Origin of the sequence: Actinoplanes sp. OR16, from assembly GCF_004001265.1 — a bacterium.
GTDB lineage: Bacteria > Actinomycetota > Actinomycetes > Mycobacteriales > Micromonosporaceae > Actinoplanes.
Window position 1 is genome coordinate 1,332,615 of the sequence record NZ_AP019371.1, and the last position, 16,342, is coordinate 1,348,956.

The following is a 16,342-nucleotide window of genomic DNA, read 5'->3' on the forward strand; positions in this document are numbered from 1 at the left end:
CTAGTTACCGCTCTCGCTGGCCTGCGAGCCCTGGAACGACTTCTTGAACTCGACCACAGCACCCTCGAGCGCGGCGATGTTGTCGTCGGTCAGGTTGTTCGTGGACTCGATCGAGGTGTAGACCTCGCTCAGGTTGCGCTTGATGTGCTCGAGCAGCTCCTGCTCGAACTTGCGCACGTCGGCGACCGGGACGTCGTCGAGCTGACCGGTGGTGCCGGCCCAGATGACGATGGTCTGCTCGGTGACCGAGTACGGCGAGTACTGCGGCTGCTTGAGCAGCTCGACCAGGCGGACGCCCTTCTCGAGCTGAGCGCGCGACGCCTTGTCCAGGTCGGAGGCGAAGGCCGAGAAGGCCTCCAGCTCACGGAACTGGGCGAGGTCGAGGCGCAGTCGGCCGGAGACCCGCTTCATGCCCTTGACCTGCGCCGAACCACCCACGCGGGAGACCGAGGTACCGACGTTGATCGCCGGGCGGACACCCGAGGCGAACAGGTCGGTCTCCAGGAAGATCTGACCGTCGGTGATCGAGATGACGTTGGTCGGGATGAAGGCCGAGATGTCGTTGGCCTTCGTCTCGATGATCGGCAGACCGGTCATCGAGCCGCCGCCCAGCTCGTCGGAGAGCTTGGCGCAACGCTCGAGCAGGCGGGAGTGCAGGTAGAACACGTCGCCCGGGTACGCCTCGCGGCCCGGCGGGCGGCGCAGCAGCAGCGACACGGCGCGGTACGCCTCGGCCTGCTTGGTCAGGTCGTCGAAGACGATCAGGACGTGCTTGCCGTTGTACATCCAGTGCTGTCCGATGGACGAGCCGGTGTACGGGGCGATGTACTTGAAGCCGGCCGGGTCGGAAGCCGGGGCCGCGACGATCGTCGTGTACTCCAGCGCGCCCTGCGCCTCCAGGGTGCCCCGGATGCTCGCGACGGTCGACGCCTTCTGGCCGATCGCCACATAGATGCAGCGGACCTGCTTGGCCGGGTCGCCGGACTCCCAGTTCGCCTTCTGGTTGATGATCGTGTCGATCGCGACCGTGGTCTTACCGGTCTTGCGGTCGCCGATGATCAGCTGACGCTGGCCGCGGCCGATCGGCGTCATGGCGTCGATCGCCTTGATGCCGGTCTGCAGCGGCTGCTTCACGGGCTGGCGGGCCATGACGTTCGGCGCCTGCAGCTCGAGCTCGCGGAAGCCTTCGTTGGCGATCTCGCCGAGGCCGTCGATCGGCTTGCCCAGGGCGTCGACGACGCGACCCAGGAAGGCGTCGCCCACCGGGACGGAGAGGACGCGGCCGGTGCGCTTGACCGGCTGGCCCTCCTCGATCTTCGCGTAGTCGCCCAGGATCACGGCGCCGATCTCACGCACGTCGAGGTTCGACGCGACACCCAGGGTGCCGTCGGCGAACTCGAGCAGCTCGTTCGCCATCACCGAGGGCAGGCCCTCGACGTGGGCGATACCGTCGCCCGCGTCGGAGACGATGCCGACCTCCTCGCGGGAGACCTTTTCCTCGTAGGAAGAGACGTAGCGCTCTAGCGCCCCCCGGATCTCGTCCGAGGAGATGGTCAGCTCGGCCATCCTCTGCCTTCTCTGTCTAGCTCGGGACGTCTCCGCCGCCGAGGGGCCTTCTCGATGGAAATCGAGGGGAAATGTCTATTTAGCGAACGCCTGCTTGGCGGCGTTCAGCCGACGCAGGATCGTGCCGTCGTAGAGGTCGGAGCCGACGCGGACGCTGACCCCGCCGATGACCGCGGGATCCACGCCGACCTTCAGCGAGACCTCACGGCCGTAGATGGCGGACAGCTTCGCGCCGAGTGACTGCTCCTCGGCGTCGGTGAGCGGCTTCGCCACCGTCACGTACGCCACCTCGCGGTCCCGCTTCGCGGCGGTCAGCTCGACCAGCCGGGTCAGCGAGGCCTCGAAGCCACGACCACCGAAACCATCGAGAGCGACCTCGGCGAGGCGGCCCGTGGCGACGTGGACCTTGCCCTTGAGCAAGTCCTGAACCAGCTTAACCCGGCGCTCGACCGTCGCACTGGGGTCACTCAGCGTGACGGCCAGCGCGGAGTCGCCCGCGACGATCTGGCTGAACCGGAACAGTTCGTCCTCGACGTCGGCCAGCTTGCCGTCCCGGTCGGCCGAGGCCAGCAGGGTGTCCACCCCGAGGCGCTCGGTCGAGTCCAGCAGGTCGCCCGGGGAGGCGAAACGACCGGCCACCAGGGTGGCCAGCGCGTTCACCGTGGTCTCGGCGAGCTTGCCGGCGAGCAGCGAGCGGAGCAGATCGGCGCGGTCACTGCCCGGCCGCGACGGGTCGGTCAGCGCCCGGCGCAGCCGGGGCTGAGCCCGCAGCAGGCCGGCCACCGACAGGATCTCGTCGGCGACCGAAGCCAGCTGCGCGGCCGTGGCGGACGCGGTCTCCGCGACCAGCCGTTCCGACGCCTCGCCGTAGGCCTCGCGGCTTACGCTCGACGTCATCAGCGCCGCCCCGTGCCAGCGGCGTCGAGGTCAGCGATGAAGCGCTCGACGGTGCCGCGGGTGCGGGCCTCGTCGGCCAGAGCCTCGCCGACGATCTTGCTGGCCAGATCGACCGCAAGAGTGCCGACCTCGCTGCGGAGCTCCCGGACGATGGACTCACGCTGCGCGGAGAGCTGCTCGTTGCCGGCCGCGATGATGCGGTCCGACTCCTCGCGGGCCTTCGCCAGCACGTCCTGCCGGATGCCCTCGGCGTCGGCACGAGCCTCGTCGCGGATGCGAGCGGCCTCGGTCCGGGCCTCGGCGAGCTGGGTCCGGTACTGCTCCAGCAGCTCGTTCGCCTCGGCCTGAGCGGCCTCGGCACGCTTGATACCACCCTCGATGGCTTCGACCCGCGCCTGGAACGTCTTCTCCATCTGCGGGAAGACGAACTTGATCAGCACGAAGCACAGGACCGCGAAGGCTACCGAGCCGACCACGATCTCCTGCCAGATCGGAAGGATCGGGTTGTGCTCGGTGGTTGCCTCTTCGGCAGCCAGGTAAAGGTTGATCATTAAAACCTCCTAGTCGAGGCTGGAGATCAGAGCGGTCCCTGCCAGATGAAGCCGAACGCGATGCCCAGCAGGGCGAGGGCCTCGATGACGGCGAAGCCGATCCAGACGTACGGAAGGGTCAGACGCGACGACTCCGGCTGACGGGCGGTCGACTGGATGTAGGCCGAGAAGACCAGACCAACACCGATGCCCGGGCCGATGGCGGCGAGGCCGTAGCCGATGGCGGCGGTGCTACCAACAACCTCAGCGAGAAGCATTCTCAGTTCCTCCTGGTATCTCGCGTGACTGTCACGCGGGACGACAACGGGGTGTAACTAATAGATCGGGTAGTGCTCAGTGCTCGTCGGCGAGCGCGCCCTGGACGTAGCTCGCGGTCAGCACCGTGAAGACGTAGGCCTGGAGGCAGATGACCAGGAACTCGAGCATCGTCAGCGCGATGGTGAGCAGCCAGGACAGCACCGAGACCGGCGCGAGCAGCACGTTCGCGTTGATCATCGCGAAGCCGCCGAGCGTGAACACCAGCAGCAGCATGTGGCCCGCGAACATGTTGGCGAAGAGACGCACCGCCAGCGAGAAGGGGCGGACGATGAAGTTCGAGAACAGCTCGATCGGGATCAGCAGCGGCAGGATGAACCACGGCGCCGGCGGGATCAAGGCGTGCTTGAAGTACTTCAGCGGTCCGTGGTGGCGCATGCCGACGTAGATGAACATCACGTAGCTGATCGCCGCGAGGACCGTCGGGAACGCGATGTGCGACATCGGCGACATCTGGATCAGCGGCACGATGCCGAAGAAGTTGTTCACCAGGATGAAGAGGAACAACGTCGTCAGGTACGGCGCGAAGCGCACGCCCGCCGGGCCGATCATGTCGACCGCGATGTTGTTGCGCACGAAGCCGTACGCGCTCTCCGCGATCCACTGCTTCTTGGTCGGGACCAGCTGCGGCTTCCGGTACGCGTACAGGAAGAAAATGATCAGCAGCGCGACCGAGAGCCAGATGAGCAGGGTGACTTTGGTGAACCAGTAGTTGTCGTGCTCGCCCCACGGCAGGATGCTGGGCAGGTAGAAGTCCTCGACATCGGGCGGGAACGCCGCCGCGAGGACCGTCGACTGACCGATCACCATGGCCCTTTCCTGTCAGGCGCCGAGCCGGCGCACGATGAGGTACACACCACCGGCAACACCGAGGACGGCGCCTATGCCGGCGAATATGCCCTTGGTTCCGACGAAGTGGTCAACCAGCCATCCGATCCCACCCCACACCAACATGCCCGCGATGAGGTAGGAGACTGCGGTCATGCCCACTCCCGTGTCGGGAGGTGGTTGCTGACCTTTGTCACCGCGAGATTCGGGGGGAGGTTCTTGGCCGGTCATGACGGCCCGAACGATATCAGCAGGTAACACGAAGCTAAGCGGGACCCCCCGCACAACCGCAGTTGTCCAGGCGTCGAGGGTCTCGCAACTGGAAGGACACGGTACTCCTGTCGCGCCAGAACGGAACACGCCACGAGCGAAGAGGTCACCGGATCGTGGCTCCCTGACCGAGTTGCACCGCCCTGACCAGCAACGTTATCGTGCTGTAGATCACTTTCGCGCGGTTTTGCGGTACATCCACCACGCCTGCACGGCGGTCCACACCATGACGCCCACGACGATGCCCAGGCCCAGCGCCGTCCGGCCGCCCCAGTCGCTCGACACACCGAACGCGAGGATCACGCCGAGAAGGGTGTACTTCACCGTATAGGTGAGCAGACCGAGCGGCATCAGGAGTGCCGGGCGGACCGTGTCGGCCCAGGCGATGACCAGGGTGCTCATCGTGTAGCTGACGGTCACGATCAGGACGCCGGCCGCCGCGCCGAGCGCCGCGGGCGCGCCACCGGCGAAGAAACCGGCGGAGGCCGCGAAGGTCAGCAGCGCCATCGACATCGCGGAGAGGAACGGCAGGTGCTCGACCCGCCAGCGCGGATCCGCGGGGAGCGGGGGGAGGTCCGGCAGCGGAGTCTCCGGCTCCTCGTCGGCCGCATCCGGCACGTAGGGAACCACATCCACCGGTTCTCCACGCCTCACGCCATGACCTCCTGCTCCTCGTAGACCGGGAAACGCCGGACCAGCTCCGACACCTCCTCACGCACCTCGTCCAGCCGGCTCGCGCCGCCGGCCGTGGCCGGATCGCTGCGCACCGCCGCCCCGATCAGGCCGGCGATCCGCCGCATCTCGTCCTCTCCCATGCCCTGGGAGGTGACACCCGGCGTCCCGGCCCGCAGACCGGACGCGACAGCGGGCTTCTCCGGGTCGTACGGAATCGCGTTCTTGTTGAGAGCGATCCGCGCCCGGGCACAGCGCGCCTCGGCCTCCCGCCCGCAGACGCCCAGCTCGCGCAGATCGAGCAGAGCGAGATGGGTGTCGGTGCCGCCGGTGACGGGACGCATCCCCTCCTCGGCGAGCCCGGCCGCGAGGGCGCGGGCGTTGCGGACGGTCTGTTGAGCGTACCTGCGGAAGGCCGGCATGCTCGCCTCGCGCAGGGCCACCGCCTTCGCCGCGACCGTGTGCATCATCGGGCCGCCCTGCGCGAACGGGAAGACCGCCTTGTCGACCCGCTGCGCCAGGTCGGCCCGGCAGAGGATCATGCCGCCCCGGGGACCGCGCAACGCCTTGTGGGTGGTGCAGGTGACCACGTCGGCGAAGGGCACCGGCGAGGGGACGGCCCGGCCGGCCACCAGGCCGATGACGTGCGCCGCGTCCACCATCAGGTACGCGCCCACCTCGTCGGCGATCTCCCGGAACCGGGCGAAGTCGATCAGCCGGGGGTACGACGCCGAGCCGCAGATGATCAGTTTCGGCCGGTGCGCGAGGGCGAGGTCGCGCACCTCGTCGTAGTCGATCTCCTCGGTCGACGGGTCCACCCGGTAGGCGATCGGGTGGAACCACTTGCCGGAGAAGTTGGCCCGGCTGCCGTGCGTCAGATGCCCGCCGTGCGGAAGCCCGAGGGCGAGCACCGGATCGCCCGGCTCGGCCAGCGCCGCGTACGCCGCGAGGTTCGCCGAGGCGCCGGAGTGCGGCTGGACGTTCGCGTGCTCGGCGTCGAAGAGCGCCCGGGCCCGCTCGATGGCGAGCTGCTCGGCCCGGTCCACCTCGACGCAGCCACCGTAGTAGCGATTGCCGGGATAGCCCTCGGCGTACTTGTTCGCCAGCGTCGAGCCGAGCGCCGCCAGCACCGCCGGCGAGGTGAAGCTCTCGCTCGCGACGAGTTGGAGGGTCTCCCGCTGGCGAGCCAGCTCGTCCAGGAGCACAGCGGCGATCTCCGGATCGTCGCGCTGGAGCGCGGCGAAGTCCGGACCCCAGAAGGTGCCCATCCGGCCTCCCCTCACGGACCTGCGATTTAAAAGCATATGGCTTGAGAGGGCCTGTTCGCGGGCACAGTCTGCACTTATGCGATGCCTAGTCACCGGCGCTACCGGATACATCGGCGGCCGCCTCGCGCCCCGGCTGCTCGAAGCCGGCCACACGGTCCGCTGCCTGTCGCGCAGCGCCGGCCGTCTCCGCGACGTCCCCTGGGCGGGCCGGGTCGAGATCGTCGAGGCCGATCTCTCCGACCCGTCGACGCTGCCGGCCGCGCTGGAGGGCGTCGACGTCGCGTACTTCCTCGTCCACTCGCTCGGCCAGAGCGACTTCGAGCAGCGGGACCGGGAGGCGGCCCGCAACTTCGCAGCGGCGGCCCGGTCGGCCGGCGTGAAGCGCATCATCTACCTCGGCGGCCCCGAGCCGCCGGCCGGTGACCGGCCCTCCCCGCACCTGCGGTCCCGGGCCGAGGTGGCGCGGATCCTGCTGGCGAGCGGCGTGCCGACGGCCGTGCTGCGGGCTCCGGTGATCATCGGGTCCGGTTCGGCGTCGTTCGAGATGCTGCGCTACCTCAGCGAGCGGCTGCCGGCGATGGTCACACCACGCTGGGTGACCAACCGGATCCAGCCGATCGCGGTCCGTGACGTGCTGCGCTACCTGATCGGCGCGGCCGGGCTGCCGCCCGAGGTGAACCGCGGCTTCGACATCGGCGGCGCCGACGTGCTCACCTACGCCGAGATGATGCAGCGGTACGCCCGGGTCGCCGGCCTCCCCCGCCGGATCATCGTGCCCACCCGGGTACTGAGTCCGTGGCTCTCCGCGCACTGGGTAGGCCTGATCACCCCGGTGCCGAACGCCATCGCCCGGCCGCTGGTGGCGAGCCTCGTCCACGAGGCGGTGGCACACGAGAACGACCTGGCCGAGATGCTCGGTGAGAGAGAACAGCCGCTCGGCTTCGACGAGGCCGTACGCCTGGCCCTCGGCAAGATCCGCGACGCCGACGTGGAGACCCGCTGGTCCAGCGCCTCCGGCCGGGACGCCGCAGCCGAGCCACTGCCCAGCGACCCGAAGTGGTCCGGTGGCAGCCTCTACGTCGACGAGCGGTGCAGTCCGGTGCAGGCCCCGCCGGACCGGCTGTGGCGGGTGATCGAGGGGATCGGCGGCGAGAACGGCTGGTACTCGTTCCCGCTGGCCTGGTCGGTGCGCGGCTGGATGGACCGGCTCGCCGGCGGCGTCGGCCTGCGCCGCGGACGCCGGGACCGGGACCGGCTGCGGGTCGGCGAGGCGCTCGACTGGTGGCGGGTCGAGGAGATCGAGCCGGGTTCGCTGCTGCGGCTGCGCGCCGAGATGCGGGTGCCGGGCCGGGCCTGGCTGGAGATGCGCGCCGAGCCGTCACCGGACGGCGGCAGCGTCTACCGGCAACGGGCCGTCTTCCTGCCCCGCGGGCTGGCCGGGCACCTCTACTGGGCCTCGGTGCTGCCGTTCCACGGCATCGTCTTCAGCGGGATGGCGAAGAACATCACGGCCACGGCCGAGTCATTCAGGGGCAGCGGCGCGGGAGAGCCGGTCACGCACCGCTAGCCACTCCTCGGTGTGCGGCGGTTCCTGGATCAGGATCGTCGCGACGCCGGCGTCATCGAGGCGGTGCAGGGCCGCGTAGAGGTCGGCGGCGTACTCCCGGGGATCGGCGGAGAGGATCTCCGTGCCGGGGATCCCCTCGTAGGTGAGCACACCGACCGGTCCGGCGAGACCGGACCGGTCCACGTCCCGCACATCCGCGCAGAGGACGGCCCGGGCGCGCGGCGCGTAGTGCCGCCGGCTCATCCCCGGCGACGAGCGGGCCTGACCATCGGCGACGTCGGAGGGCAGGGCGAGTGAGCCGGTGACGTCACGCAGCGTACGCAGACCGAGGGCGCCCGGCCGGAGCAGGCGAGGCACCTCACCGGTCACGTCCAGCACCGTCGACTCGATGCCCCAGGAGCAGGGGCCGCCGTCGAGCACCATCGGCACGTCCGGGAGGCTGCGCACCACGTGCTCGGCGGTGGTCGGCGAGATGCTCTCCGAGCGGTTGGCGCTGGGTGCGGCGAGCGGCAGGCCGGACTCCTCCAGCAGCCGCAGCGCGACCTCGTGCGCCGGAACCCGGATCGCGACGGTGTCGTTCGCGGCGCCGATCCCGGGCAGGTGCCGGGCCCGGCGGACGACCAGGGTGAGCGGTCCCGGCCAGAACTTCGCGGCGAGCTGCTCGGCCTGGTCCGGCCAGTCCTCGGCCAGCTCCCGGGCCGCGGTCACCGAGGCGACGTGCACGATCAGCGGGTTCCAGGACGGCCGGTTCTTCAACCGGTAGATCTCGCCGACGGCCTTCTCCGAGAACGCGTGCGCGCCGAGACCGTAGACGGTCTCGGTGGGGAACGCGACCACCGAGTCGGCGGCCAGGATCTCGGCGGCCCGGCGGATGCCCTCGGCGTCGGGACGGACGATCACGGGATGAGCAGGTTGGCCAGCGGGACCGTGGTGTCCTCGATCTCGTCGCCGATGCGCTGGAACGTCTGGTCGCCGCGGCCCCACGGGTCGTCCAGGTCGTCGCCGGGCTGCGGTGCGTCGCTGCCGCGCAGCCGGGCCGCGGCCTCGACGATCGCGGTGCCACGCGCGTGCACCGCTTCCGGCTTCGCCTCGGACGCCAGCAGCGCGGCGGCGTCGATCCCGGCGAGCAGGCGGCCGAACTCACCGAGCACGAACGTCCGGTCCGCCGCTTCCGGGCGCAGCGCGACCACGTAGTCGTACTGGTCGGCGGTCGCCGTGAGGATCAGGTCGGCCTCGTCGATGAAGTCGCCGCGCAGCTTGCGGGCGGAGAAGCCGTCGGCCGAGCCGCGCCGTGCCCGGACCTGGCGGGCCGCGGGCGGGTTCATCTCCTCGCCCTCGTGCCAGCCGCCGGTGCCGGCGCTGACGCTGCGAACCAGGCCGGACTCGCCCGACCGGTCACGCACCGCACGATCGAGCAGCCGCTCGGCCATCGGCGAGCGGCAGATGTTTCCCATGCAGACGTGCAGAACGGTGAAGGGCGCCACGTCAGGCCTGCCCATCGACGAGCTCGGGCACCACGTCACGGAGTTTCTCGAACGGGATCGCGCCGGCCCGCAGCACCCGTGGCACGTCGCCGGTCACGTCGACGATCGTGCTGGGCGCAGGGTCGGTGGCCGGACCGGCCTCCAGGTAGACGCGAACCGCGTACTCCAGCTGGTCGCGGGCCTCGTCGGCGGTGAGCGGCGCGGGTGAGCCGAGCTTGTTCGCCGTGGTCACCGCCATCGGGCCGACCTCGCGCAGCACCTCCAGCGCGACCGGGTGCAGCGGCATCCGCACGGCCACCGTGCCGCCGGTGTCGCCGAGGTCCCACTGCAGGCTGGGCGAGTGCTCCACGATGATGGTGAGCGCGCCCGGCCAGAACGCGTCGGCCAGCTCCCGGGCCGCCCGGGGCAGCGAGTAGACCAGGCCGTCCAGCGTGTGCCGGGAGCCGACCAGCACCGGTGGTGGCACCCGGCGGTCCGAGCCGCGGGCGTGGTGCAGCTGGGTGACCGCATGGGCGGTGAAGGCGTCCGCACCGACGCCGTAGACCGTGTCGGTGGGCATCACCACGAGTTCACCGCTCTTGACCGCCTCGACGGCCGCCGCGATGCCACGGTCCCGGTCGGCGACGGTGGAGCAGTCGTAGAGCATCACGACGTGCAGTCTGCCATGCCGTCACACCCGGCGGGCGGTCGCATATCTCGGGCGGCCGGTGAGGTCGTCGTGCGCCGTCACCTCGGCGAACCCGCCGTGGGCATCGAGGAGTGCTGGCACCGCCGCGCCATGCACGTCGTCGTGCTCGATGCCGAGCCATCCGCCGGGCTTCAGCAGCTTCGCGGCCAGCGCGATCACCGGGCGGATCACGGAGAGTCCGTCGCCGCCGCCGAACACTGCCTCAGCCGGGTCGTGATCGGACACTTCGGGCGGAACCGGCGTGCCGTCCGGGACGTAGGGCGGATTGCAGAGGACGACCGACACCTGAGCGTGCGAGGAGGCCAGGAGGCCGGGGTCGGTCACGTCGCCTTCCAGGACGCGCACTGCGGGAAAAGCCTGGGCATTGCGTCGCAGCCAGGGCAGGGCGGCCGGCGAGCGCTCCACCGCGATCACCGACGAAGCGGCGGTCTCGTCGGCCACCGAGCACGCGATCGCGCCGCTCCCGCTGCACAGGTCGACCACGGTGTCGCCCGGTGAGGTCCGCTCGATCCCCCAGCCGGCCAGCAGCTCGGTCTCCGGCCTCGGCACGAAGACGCCGTCACCGACGGCCAGCTCGATGTGCCGGAACGCGGCGGTGCCGAGCAGGTGCTGCAGCGGGATCCGGCGGGCCCGATCGGCCACCAGCGAACGGAATCGTGCCAACTCGCCGGCGCGGATCGAGTCCAGCAGGAGGAGCCGCCCGCGATGCACGCCGAGGACGTGGGCGGCCAGGAGCTCGGCGTCGACCCGCGGCGACGCCACCCCCGCGGCGGCCAGCTCCGATGTGGCGGTCGCCAGCTCGGGCCCGAGACGGGTCCGATCCGTGCTCTCGTGGGGGTGTTCGTGGCTCGGCATCACGGCATAATCATGGGACGTCGCAGTCCGCAGGGGGTCGGCCGGGTCACCCCGCGGCGCGCCGAGGCCGTGGGAGGCGCCTGGTGGGTTGGTTGGACCAGCTCGCGGAACACGTCGAGGACCTGCGCCGGGCCGGGCAACTGCAGCAGAACGGGCAGTCCGCGCAGGCACTTCCGATCCTCGATGCGGTCCTGTCCGCCACTTCCGACCCCCCGACCCGGGCGTACGCGCTGGTCCAGCGCTTCGGCGCGCTGATCAATCTCGGCCGCGTCGCCGAGTTGTCGACAGCCATGGCCGTCGCCTCGGAGGCGGTGCGCGAGGTTCCCGACCCCTACCTGCGCGGTCAGATGCACGCGTTCGCCGCCCTCGGCGCGCACCTGCAGAGCAATCTGGACCGTGGCGTCACCCATCTCGTGCAGGCCGCCCGCGCGCTGGCCGCCGTTCCGGAGCGGGACGGCGAGACCGCGTGGGGCTGGCACGACCTCGCGATGGCGTACTCGTACCTCGGCTTCCACGGCCAGGCCCTCACCGCGATCGAGCAGGCCCGCGAGGTCGGCGCGAGCGCCGGGCTGGCCGCTGAGATCTTCGCGGCCCCCGGCATCCGGCTGCGCAACGCGGTCGCGCTGGACCACCAGGGTGACACCGACGGCTGCCTGAGGGTGCTGCGCGACATCGACGCCGAACTCTCCCGCTACATCGCGACCGACCAGCTGCGCCCCGGCAGCCGCACGGTCTACGGCTACGCCCTGGCCCGCCGCGCCGCCCTGGGCGAACCGACCGGCGCCGACGCGGCGCCCTGGCTGATCGGCGGCGGCGACAGCGTGCGGACCCGTGACCTGCGGCATCTCGGTTCGGTCTGCCTCACCATCGCGGACGGCAAACCGGAACGCGCACTGTCCATGCTGGAGGCCGTGCCGGTCTCCGCCGAGGTGCTCGGCGCGCCCGAGCCGGCCCGGCTGCGCAGCATCTGCCACGCCAGCGCCGGCGACCACGCGGCAGCGCACGCCCTCGACCGGTACGCGTTCCGCCTGGCCGCCCAGCGCATCGACCAGCTCCGCGACGGCTACCTCGACGGGGTGGCAGCCCGGCTGGACGCGCAGGAGACCCACCGCGACCCGACCCGCTACGGCGACGAGACGCTGGTCGACCCGCTCACCGGCCTGCCCAACCGGCGTCAGCTGGAGCGCTATGTGGACACTCTGCTGGCGCGCGGCGAGCGGGCCGCCGTCGGTATCTGCGACATCGTCGGGTTCACCGCGGTCAACGCCCGGCACGGCCGGCACTGCGGCGACCTGGTCCTGCAGCGGATCGCCGGCGTGCTGCACCGGACCATGCGGCGCGGTGACTTCGTGGCCCGGTTCGCCGGCGACGAGTTCGTGCTGGTCCTACCGGGCGCCGGGCCGAACCAGGCGGCCGAGGTGGCCCGCCGCATCGGCGCCGCGGCCGACTCGGAGAACTGGCAGGCCCTGGTGCCGGGCTCACCGATCGGCCTGGCCGCCGGCTGGTCCGAGGTGGGCCGCAACGGCCGCGGCCTGAGCGCCGCCCTGGCCGCGGCGGCGGCGACCCGGAAACCGACGTAGATGGCGGTGATCGAGCTCGGCGACATGACGGCCGGCCACCCACCGGACCCGGTGGCCGATCCGATCACCGCCGGGCTCGATCGCCGCCGGCTGCGCCCGGTAGCGCTGGTCGCCGTCCTGCTCTGCCTGTTCGCCTGCGTCGCGGCGGTCCGGCCGGAACCGCCCGGCCTCCGTCTGCTCTGGACGGCGCCGTACGTCCAGGAGTACGAGAGCATCACCCTCTCCGGCGACACGCTCTACGTCCTCAGCGGCGGCGAGCGGGCCGAGGTGGTGGCGTACTCCCTGGCCGACGGGCGGCGGCTGTGGCGCTGGGGCACCGACGCCCACCTCATCACGGTGGATCCCGCGCCGGACGGCGGACCGGTGCTCGTCACCGCCGACCCGGCGTCGTCGGGCAACCCGGACGGACCGGCCGCGCAGGCCTCCCGGACCACGATCGCGCTGCGAGCCGCGACCGGCGCCGAGATGTGGCGGCGGCCCGGCGAGCCGCACTGGGACGCGATCGAGGCGGGGAGCGCGCTGCTGAAGGAGTTCGACCCGCGCGGCGGCATCGCCTCGCTGTCCCGGGTCCGGCTGGAGGACGGCGTGCCGGTCTGGACGCGCAGCGACGGCGCCCTGATCCAGGACGTCGGCGTCGACACCGCCGGGGACCGGGTGGTCACCCGGACCGCGGCGGGTGACGTGACGGTTCTGGCCTGGGCCGACGGCGCCGGCCTGGCGAGCCGCCGGATCACGGCCGGCCGCGGGCGGTACTCCGAGATCAGCGTCGCGGCCGGCCTGCTCTTCGTGACCGTCTTCGGCGCGGACGACCCGGACACCGGCGTCTACCGCCTGGACGGCCTGGAACCGCTGGTCAGCGGGCCGCTGGCGAACTGCGTCGGCGTCGTCTGCACCTGGGACGCCGGCGAGTTCGCGGCGCTGGCCCCGGAGGACGGGCGCGAGCTGTGGCGCGGCCCTGAGATCATCGCCTCCGTCATGACCAGCGATCGCATCCTCACCGACCGGCAGAACGGGTCCGAGCACGTGCTGCTCGACAGCCGCACCGGCCGCGAGCTCTCCGAACCCGTTCCCGGCTGGATCGCCTGGGCCACCCGCTGGCAGGACGAGGTCCTGCTGCTGCGGGCCACCACCGAACCGATCGGCCGCACCTCGGTGACCCGCCTCGACCTGGACACCGGCCGGATCACCGTGCTCGGGTCGCTGGAGCCGCTGCCCGACCAGCAGAGCTGCCGTACCGTGCCGGGCCATCTCGTCTGCACCGGCTGGGACCGGATGGTCGTCGCCGCGGTGCCCCGATGACCGTCATCGAGCTGGGCGAGTTCAACGCTCCCAGCGAACCCGGGGAGCCCGCGGGCAGGGCCGAGTTCAACCCCCGCTCGGTACGCCGCGCGCTCATCGCCGCCGTCGCTCTCGTCAGCGCGATGGTCCTCGGCGGCGCGGCCCGGCCGGGGGACCCGCTGGTGCACGACATCTGGTCGGCGCCGATGACCGAGCAGGACTCGATGACGGTCCGCGAGGACGGCATCTTCGTCTTCCGCGGCACCGGCGCCACGACGGTGGAGCTGACGGCATACGAGACGGCCACCGGCGCGGTCCGGTGGCGGCGGGATTCGCCCGGTCGGATCAACTGGATGTACCCGGGCGCCGCGGCCGGGCTGCTGCTGATCCCGGGCGACGAGAAGTGGGCGAACCTCGAGTTCGACGACGGAGGTCAAGGCCTGCTCTCGTACGGCGGAACCACCACCGCGCTGGAGTCCACGACGGGACGGCAGCTCTGGAAGACCGCCGGCGACGTGCAGGCCGTCGCGTCCTCGTCGGTGCTGCTGGGCGAGCGGGACAGCCACGGCGACTACGTGACCGTGCGGCTCGTCGACGCCCGCACCGGCGCCGAGATCTGGCGCCGACCGGCCGGCGGCGCGCTGCACCTGAACGTCCAGGACGAGGGCCCGTCCCCGATCCTGGTCATCCTGGCCGACAAGACCGGCCGCACCACAGTGCTGCGCTTCGCCGACGGCTCAGTGATCAAGGAGAGGAGACTTCCGTGGTCGGCCACCGACGTGCAGAACGGCGTCGACACGTACCTCTCGATCGCCGACGACCTGGTGCTGGTCAGCCGTAACACCCTGAAGAAGGCGACCGTCACCGCCTACCGCGCCGGCAGTCTGGAGCGGCTCTGGGAGACCGACATGTCGCCGTACGCGTACATCGTCGAGTGCGGCCCGATCCTCTGCCACGCCGACGGCTCCTCGCTGTTCGGCATCGACCCGCGCACCGGCCGGCAGCTCTGGGAGCGGCCCGGTGACGGCGGCGGCGTCATCCAGGTCGGCGACCGCCTGATCACCGCGGAGAACGCCGACCCGCCACGGCAGTCGGTCGTCGACCCGCTCACCGGCGAGCAGGCCGGCACCGGCGGGATCGGTTATCCGGTGCGCGCCGAGGCGTACGAGGGATCGGTCCTGCTCTTGCACCGGGTCTACGGGCAGGGACCGATGCGCGACGCCGTCGACTACCTCGACCTGAAGACCGGTGAGATCACCCGGGTCGGCCTGCTGGGCTCGTCGGCCGACATGCAGCAGGGCTGGCGATGCGACTCGACCGGCCGTTACCTGGCCTGCCAGCGTGAGGACCGGCTGGTCGTCACGGCCGTCGGCTGATCTCGGTCTCGCCGGCGAGCCTGGCCGCGCGGTCGGCCTCGGCCAGCGCGTCCAGCACACCGTCGAGCTCGCCGCCGAGGACCAGGTCCAGGTTGTAGGCCGTGTAGCCGATCCGGTGGTCGGTGATCCGGTTCTGCGGGAAGTTGTAGGTACGGACCCGCTCGGAGCGGTCCACCGTACGCACCTGGGCCTTGCGCGCGTCGCCGGCCACCGCGTCCGCCGCCTCCTGGGCCTGGGCCAGCAGCCGGGAGCGCAGGATCCGCATCGCCGACTCCTTGTTCTGGAGCTGGCTCTTCTCGTTCTGGCAGCTCACCACGGTGCCGGTGGGGAGGTGCGTGATCCGGACCGCGGAGTCGGTGGTGTTGACCGACTGCCCGCCGGGGCCGGACGAGCGGTAGACGTCGATCCGCAGGTCGCCGGGCTCGATGTGGATCTCGACGTCCTCGGCCTCGGGCAGCACCAGCACGCCGGCAGCCGAGGTGTGGATCCGGCCCTGCGACTCGGTGACGGGCACCCGCTGCACGCGGTGCACGCCGCCCTCCCACTTCATCCGGGACCAGACGCCGTGGCCGCCCTCGGGAGCGCCCTTCGTCTTCACGGCGACCGAGATGTCCTTCACGCCGCCGAGGTCCGACTCCTGCGAGTCGATCACCTCGACGGTCCAGCCGCGGCGTTCCGCGTACCGGGTGTACATGCGCAGCAGATCGCCGGCGAAGAGCGCGGACTCCTGGCCGCCCTCACCCGCCTTGATCTCGACGATCACGTCCTTGGCGTCGCTCGGGTCGCGCGGCATCAGCATCTCGCCGAGCTTCTCCTCGAGCGCCGGCAGCACCGCCGCGACCGCCTCGACCTCGGACGCGAACGCCGGGTCCTCGGCCGCCAGCTCCTTCGCCGCGGCCAGGTCGGCGCGGGCCGCCTCCAGCTCGGCGTTCGCCGCGTAGATCGGGGCCAGCTCGGCGAACCGCCGGCCGACCCGCCGGACCAGCGCCTGGTCGGCGTGGATCGAGGGGTCTTCCATCCGCTTCTCGAGGTCGGCGTACTCGTCGAGAAGCGCGGTCAAACGGTCGTTGCTCATCGTTTCTCTCCCAGGGCCTTCACACACGAGCGGACCACATGCGAACGGCGCCCGCCCCGGAATCCGGGACGG

Annotated in this window: 17 protein-coding genes; 4 read left to right on the plus strand and 13 right to left on the minus strand. The window is 71.3% G+C overall.

All coding sequences use genetic code 11. From position 1 onward, the window contains the following. The 8 genes from atpA to glyA all read right to left on the minus strand — a co-directional run bounded on the left by atpA (position 1) and on the right by glyA (position 6,367). A complete protein-coding gene (gene atpA / locus EP757_RS06060; protein WP_127543215.1) occupies positions 1 to 1,566 on the minus strand; it encodes a F0F1 ATP synthase subunit alpha in 1,566 nt (521 codons plus the stop codon). Between the two features lie 75 nt (positions 1,567 to 1,641). After that, positions 1,642 to 2,463 carry a F0F1 ATP synthase subunit delta gene (locus EP757_RS06065; RefSeq protein ID WP_127543216.1) on the minus strand — a complete coding sequence of 274 codons (822 nt, stop codon included), beginning with the start codon at positions 2,461 to 2,463 and terminating at the stop codon, positions 1,642 to 1,644. Then, on the minus strand, positions 2,463 to 3,014 hold the full coding sequence (locus EP757_RS06070) for a F0F1 ATP synthase subunit B (RefSeq protein WP_127543217.1): 552 nt from the start codon (positions 3,012 to 3,014) through the stop codon (positions 2,463 to 2,465). The genes EP757_RS06065 and EP757_RS06070 overlap by 1 nt, the downstream gene beginning before the upstream one ends. 26 nt (positions 3,015 to 3,040) lie before the next feature. Beyond that, a complete protein-coding gene (locus EP757_RS06075) occupies positions 3,041 to 3,271 on the minus strand; it encodes an ATP synthase F0 subunit C (RefSeq protein WP_127543218.1) in 231 nt (76 codons plus the stop codon). Between the two features lie 76 nt (positions 3,272 to 3,347). Continuing rightward, positions 3,348 to 4,136, minus strand: a complete 789-nt coding sequence (gene atpB / locus EP757_RS06080; protein WP_127554103.1) for a F0F1 ATP synthase subunit A — start codon at positions 4,134 to 4,136, stop codon at positions 3,348 to 3,350. A gap of 15 nt (positions 4,137 to 4,151) precedes the next feature. Beyond that, complete coding sequence (locus EP757_RS06085) at positions 4,152 to 4,313, minus strand: AtpZ/AtpI family protein (protein WP_232050391.1); 162 nt, start codon at positions 4,311 to 4,313, stop codon at positions 4,152 to 4,154. Positions 4,314 to 4,598: 285 nt separating this feature from the next. After that, the gene (locus EP757_RS06090) at positions 4,599 to 5,045 is read right to left on the minus strand and encodes a hypothetical protein (protein ID WP_174262516.1); all 447 of its coding nucleotides are present in this window, start codon (positions 5,043 to 5,045) and stop codon (positions 4,599 to 4,601) included. Between the two features lie 32 nt (positions 5,046 to 5,077). Next, positions 5,078 to 6,367: a serine hydroxymethyltransferase gene (gene glyA, locus EP757_RS06095; RefSeq protein ID WP_127543220.1), complete on the minus strand. Its 1,290-nt coding sequence runs from the start codon at positions 6,365 to 6,367 to the stop codon at positions 5,078 to 5,080. A 76-nt stretch (positions 6,368 to 6,443) separates the two neighbouring features. Between glyA and EP757_RS06100 the strand changes: the two genes are divergently transcribed. Further along, the gene (locus EP757_RS06100) at positions 6,444 to 7,934 is read left to right on the plus strand and encodes an SDR family oxidoreductase (RefSeq protein ID WP_127543221.1); all 1,491 of its coding nucleotides are present in this window, start codon (positions 6,444 to 6,446) and stop codon (positions 7,932 to 7,934) included. Here EP757_RS06100 and EP757_RS06105 read toward each other — a convergent pair. From EP757_RS06105 to prmC, 4 genes are read right to left on the minus strand one after another with little or no spacing between them, the layout of a single operon-like run. Then, positions 7,890 to 8,834 (minus strand): L-threonylcarbamoyladenylate synthase, encoded by a 945-nt coding sequence (locus EP757_RS06105; protein ID WP_127543222.1) that lies wholly within the window; start codon positions 8,832 to 8,834, stop codon positions 7,890 to 7,892. The genes EP757_RS06100 and EP757_RS06105 overlap by 45 nt on opposite strands. Then, a complete protein-coding gene (locus EP757_RS06110) occupies positions 8,831 to 9,418 on the minus strand; it encodes a phosphotyrosine protein phosphatase (RefSeq protein ID WP_127554104.1) in 588 nt (195 codons plus the stop codon). Before EP757_RS06110 ends, EP757_RS06105 begins: the two co-directional genes overlap by 4 nt. A gap of 1 nt (position 9,419) precedes the next feature. Further along, entirely contained in the window at positions 9,420 to 10,064 is a 645-nt protein-coding gene (locus EP757_RS06115; protein ID WP_127554105.1) for an L-threonylcarbamoyladenylate synthase, read from the minus strand. A 24-nt stretch (positions 10,065 to 10,088) separates the two neighbouring features. Next, positions 10,089 to 10,961 carry a peptide chain release factor N(5)-glutamine methyltransferase gene (gene prmC / locus EP757_RS06120; RefSeq protein WP_127543223.1) on the minus strand — a complete coding sequence of 291 codons (873 nt, stop codon included), beginning with the start codon at positions 10,959 to 10,961 and terminating at the stop codon, positions 10,089 to 10,091. Between the two features lie 83 nt (positions 10,962 to 11,044). Between prmC and EP757_RS06125 the strand changes: the two genes are divergently transcribed. Genes EP757_RS06125 through EP757_RS06135 form a run of 3 tightly spaced genes read left to right on the plus strand, consistent with a single transcriptional unit; the run spans position 11,045 to position 15,195 of the window. After that, complete coding sequence (locus EP757_RS06125) at positions 11,045 to 12,541, plus strand: diguanylate cyclase (RefSeq protein WP_127543224.1); 1,497 nt, start codon at positions 11,045 to 11,047, stop codon at positions 12,539 to 12,541. Then, entirely contained in the window at positions 12,542 to 13,840 is a 1,299-nt protein-coding gene (locus EP757_RS06130; protein WP_127543225.1) for a PQQ-binding-like beta-propeller repeat protein, read from the plus strand. It begins immediately after the preceding gene. After that, positions 13,837 to 15,195: a PQQ-binding-like beta-propeller repeat protein gene (locus EP757_RS06135; RefSeq protein ID WP_127543226.1), complete on the plus strand. Its 1,359-nt coding sequence runs from the start codon at positions 13,837 to 13,839 to the stop codon at positions 15,193 to 15,195. The genes EP757_RS06130 and EP757_RS06135 overlap by 4 nt, the downstream gene beginning before the upstream one ends. Here the strand turns inward: EP757_RS06135 and prfA are convergent. Further along, on the minus strand, positions 15,179 to 16,270 hold the full coding sequence (gene prfA / locus EP757_RS06140) for a peptide chain release factor 1 (protein WP_127543227.1): 1,092 nt from the start codon (positions 16,268 to 16,270) through the stop codon (positions 15,179 to 15,181). The two genes, EP757_RS06135 and prfA, sit on opposite strands and share 17 nt — an antisense overlap. Positions 16,271 to 16,342: the final 72 nt, after the last annotated feature.

Coding starts and splice junctions, on each gene's coding strand:
- atpA (WP_127543215.1), bottom strand. CDS start 1,566: ATGGCCGAGCTGACCATCTCCTCGGACGAGATCCGGGGGGCGCTAGAG.
- EP757_RS06065 (WP_127543216.1), bottom strand. CDS start 2,463: ATGACGTCGAGCGTAAGCCGCGAGGCCTACGGCGAGGCGTCGGAACGG.
- EP757_RS06070 (WP_127543217.1), bottom strand. CDS start 3,014: ATGATCAACCTTTACCTGGCTGCCGAAGAGGCAACCACCGAGCACAAC.
- EP757_RS06075 (WP_127543218.1), bottom strand. CDS start 3,271: ATGCTTCTCGCTGAGGTTGTTGGTAGCACCGCCGCCATCGGCTACGGC.
- EP757_RS06085 (WP_232050391.1), bottom strand. CDS start 4,313: ATGACCGCAGTCTCCTACCTCATCGCGGGCATGTTGGTGTGGGGTGGG.
- glyA (WP_127543220.1), bottom strand. CDS start 6,367: ATGGGCACCTTCTGGGGTCCGGACTTCGCCGCGCTCCAGCGCGACGAT.
- EP757_RS06100 (WP_127543221.1), top strand. CDS start 6,444: ATGCGATGCCTAGTCACCGGCGCTACCGGATACATCGGCGGCCGCCTC.
- EP757_RS06115 (WP_127554105.1), bottom strand. CDS start 10,064: ATGCTCTACGACTGCTCCACCGTCGCCGACCGGGACCGTGGCATCGCG.
- prmC (WP_127543223.1), bottom strand. CDS start 10,961: ATGCCGAGCCACGAACACCCCCACGAGAGCACGGATCGGACCCGTCTC.
- EP757_RS06130 (WP_127543225.1), top strand. CDS start 12,542: ATGGCGGTGATCGAGCTCGGCGACATGACGGCCGGCCACCCACCGGAC.
- EP757_RS06135 (WP_127543226.1), top strand. CDS start 13,837: ATGACCGTCATCGAGCTGGGCGAGTTCAACGCTCCCAGCGAACCCGGG.
- prfA (WP_127543227.1), bottom strand. CDS start 16,270: ATGAGCAACGACCGTTTGACCGCGCTTCTCGACGAGTACGCCGACCTC.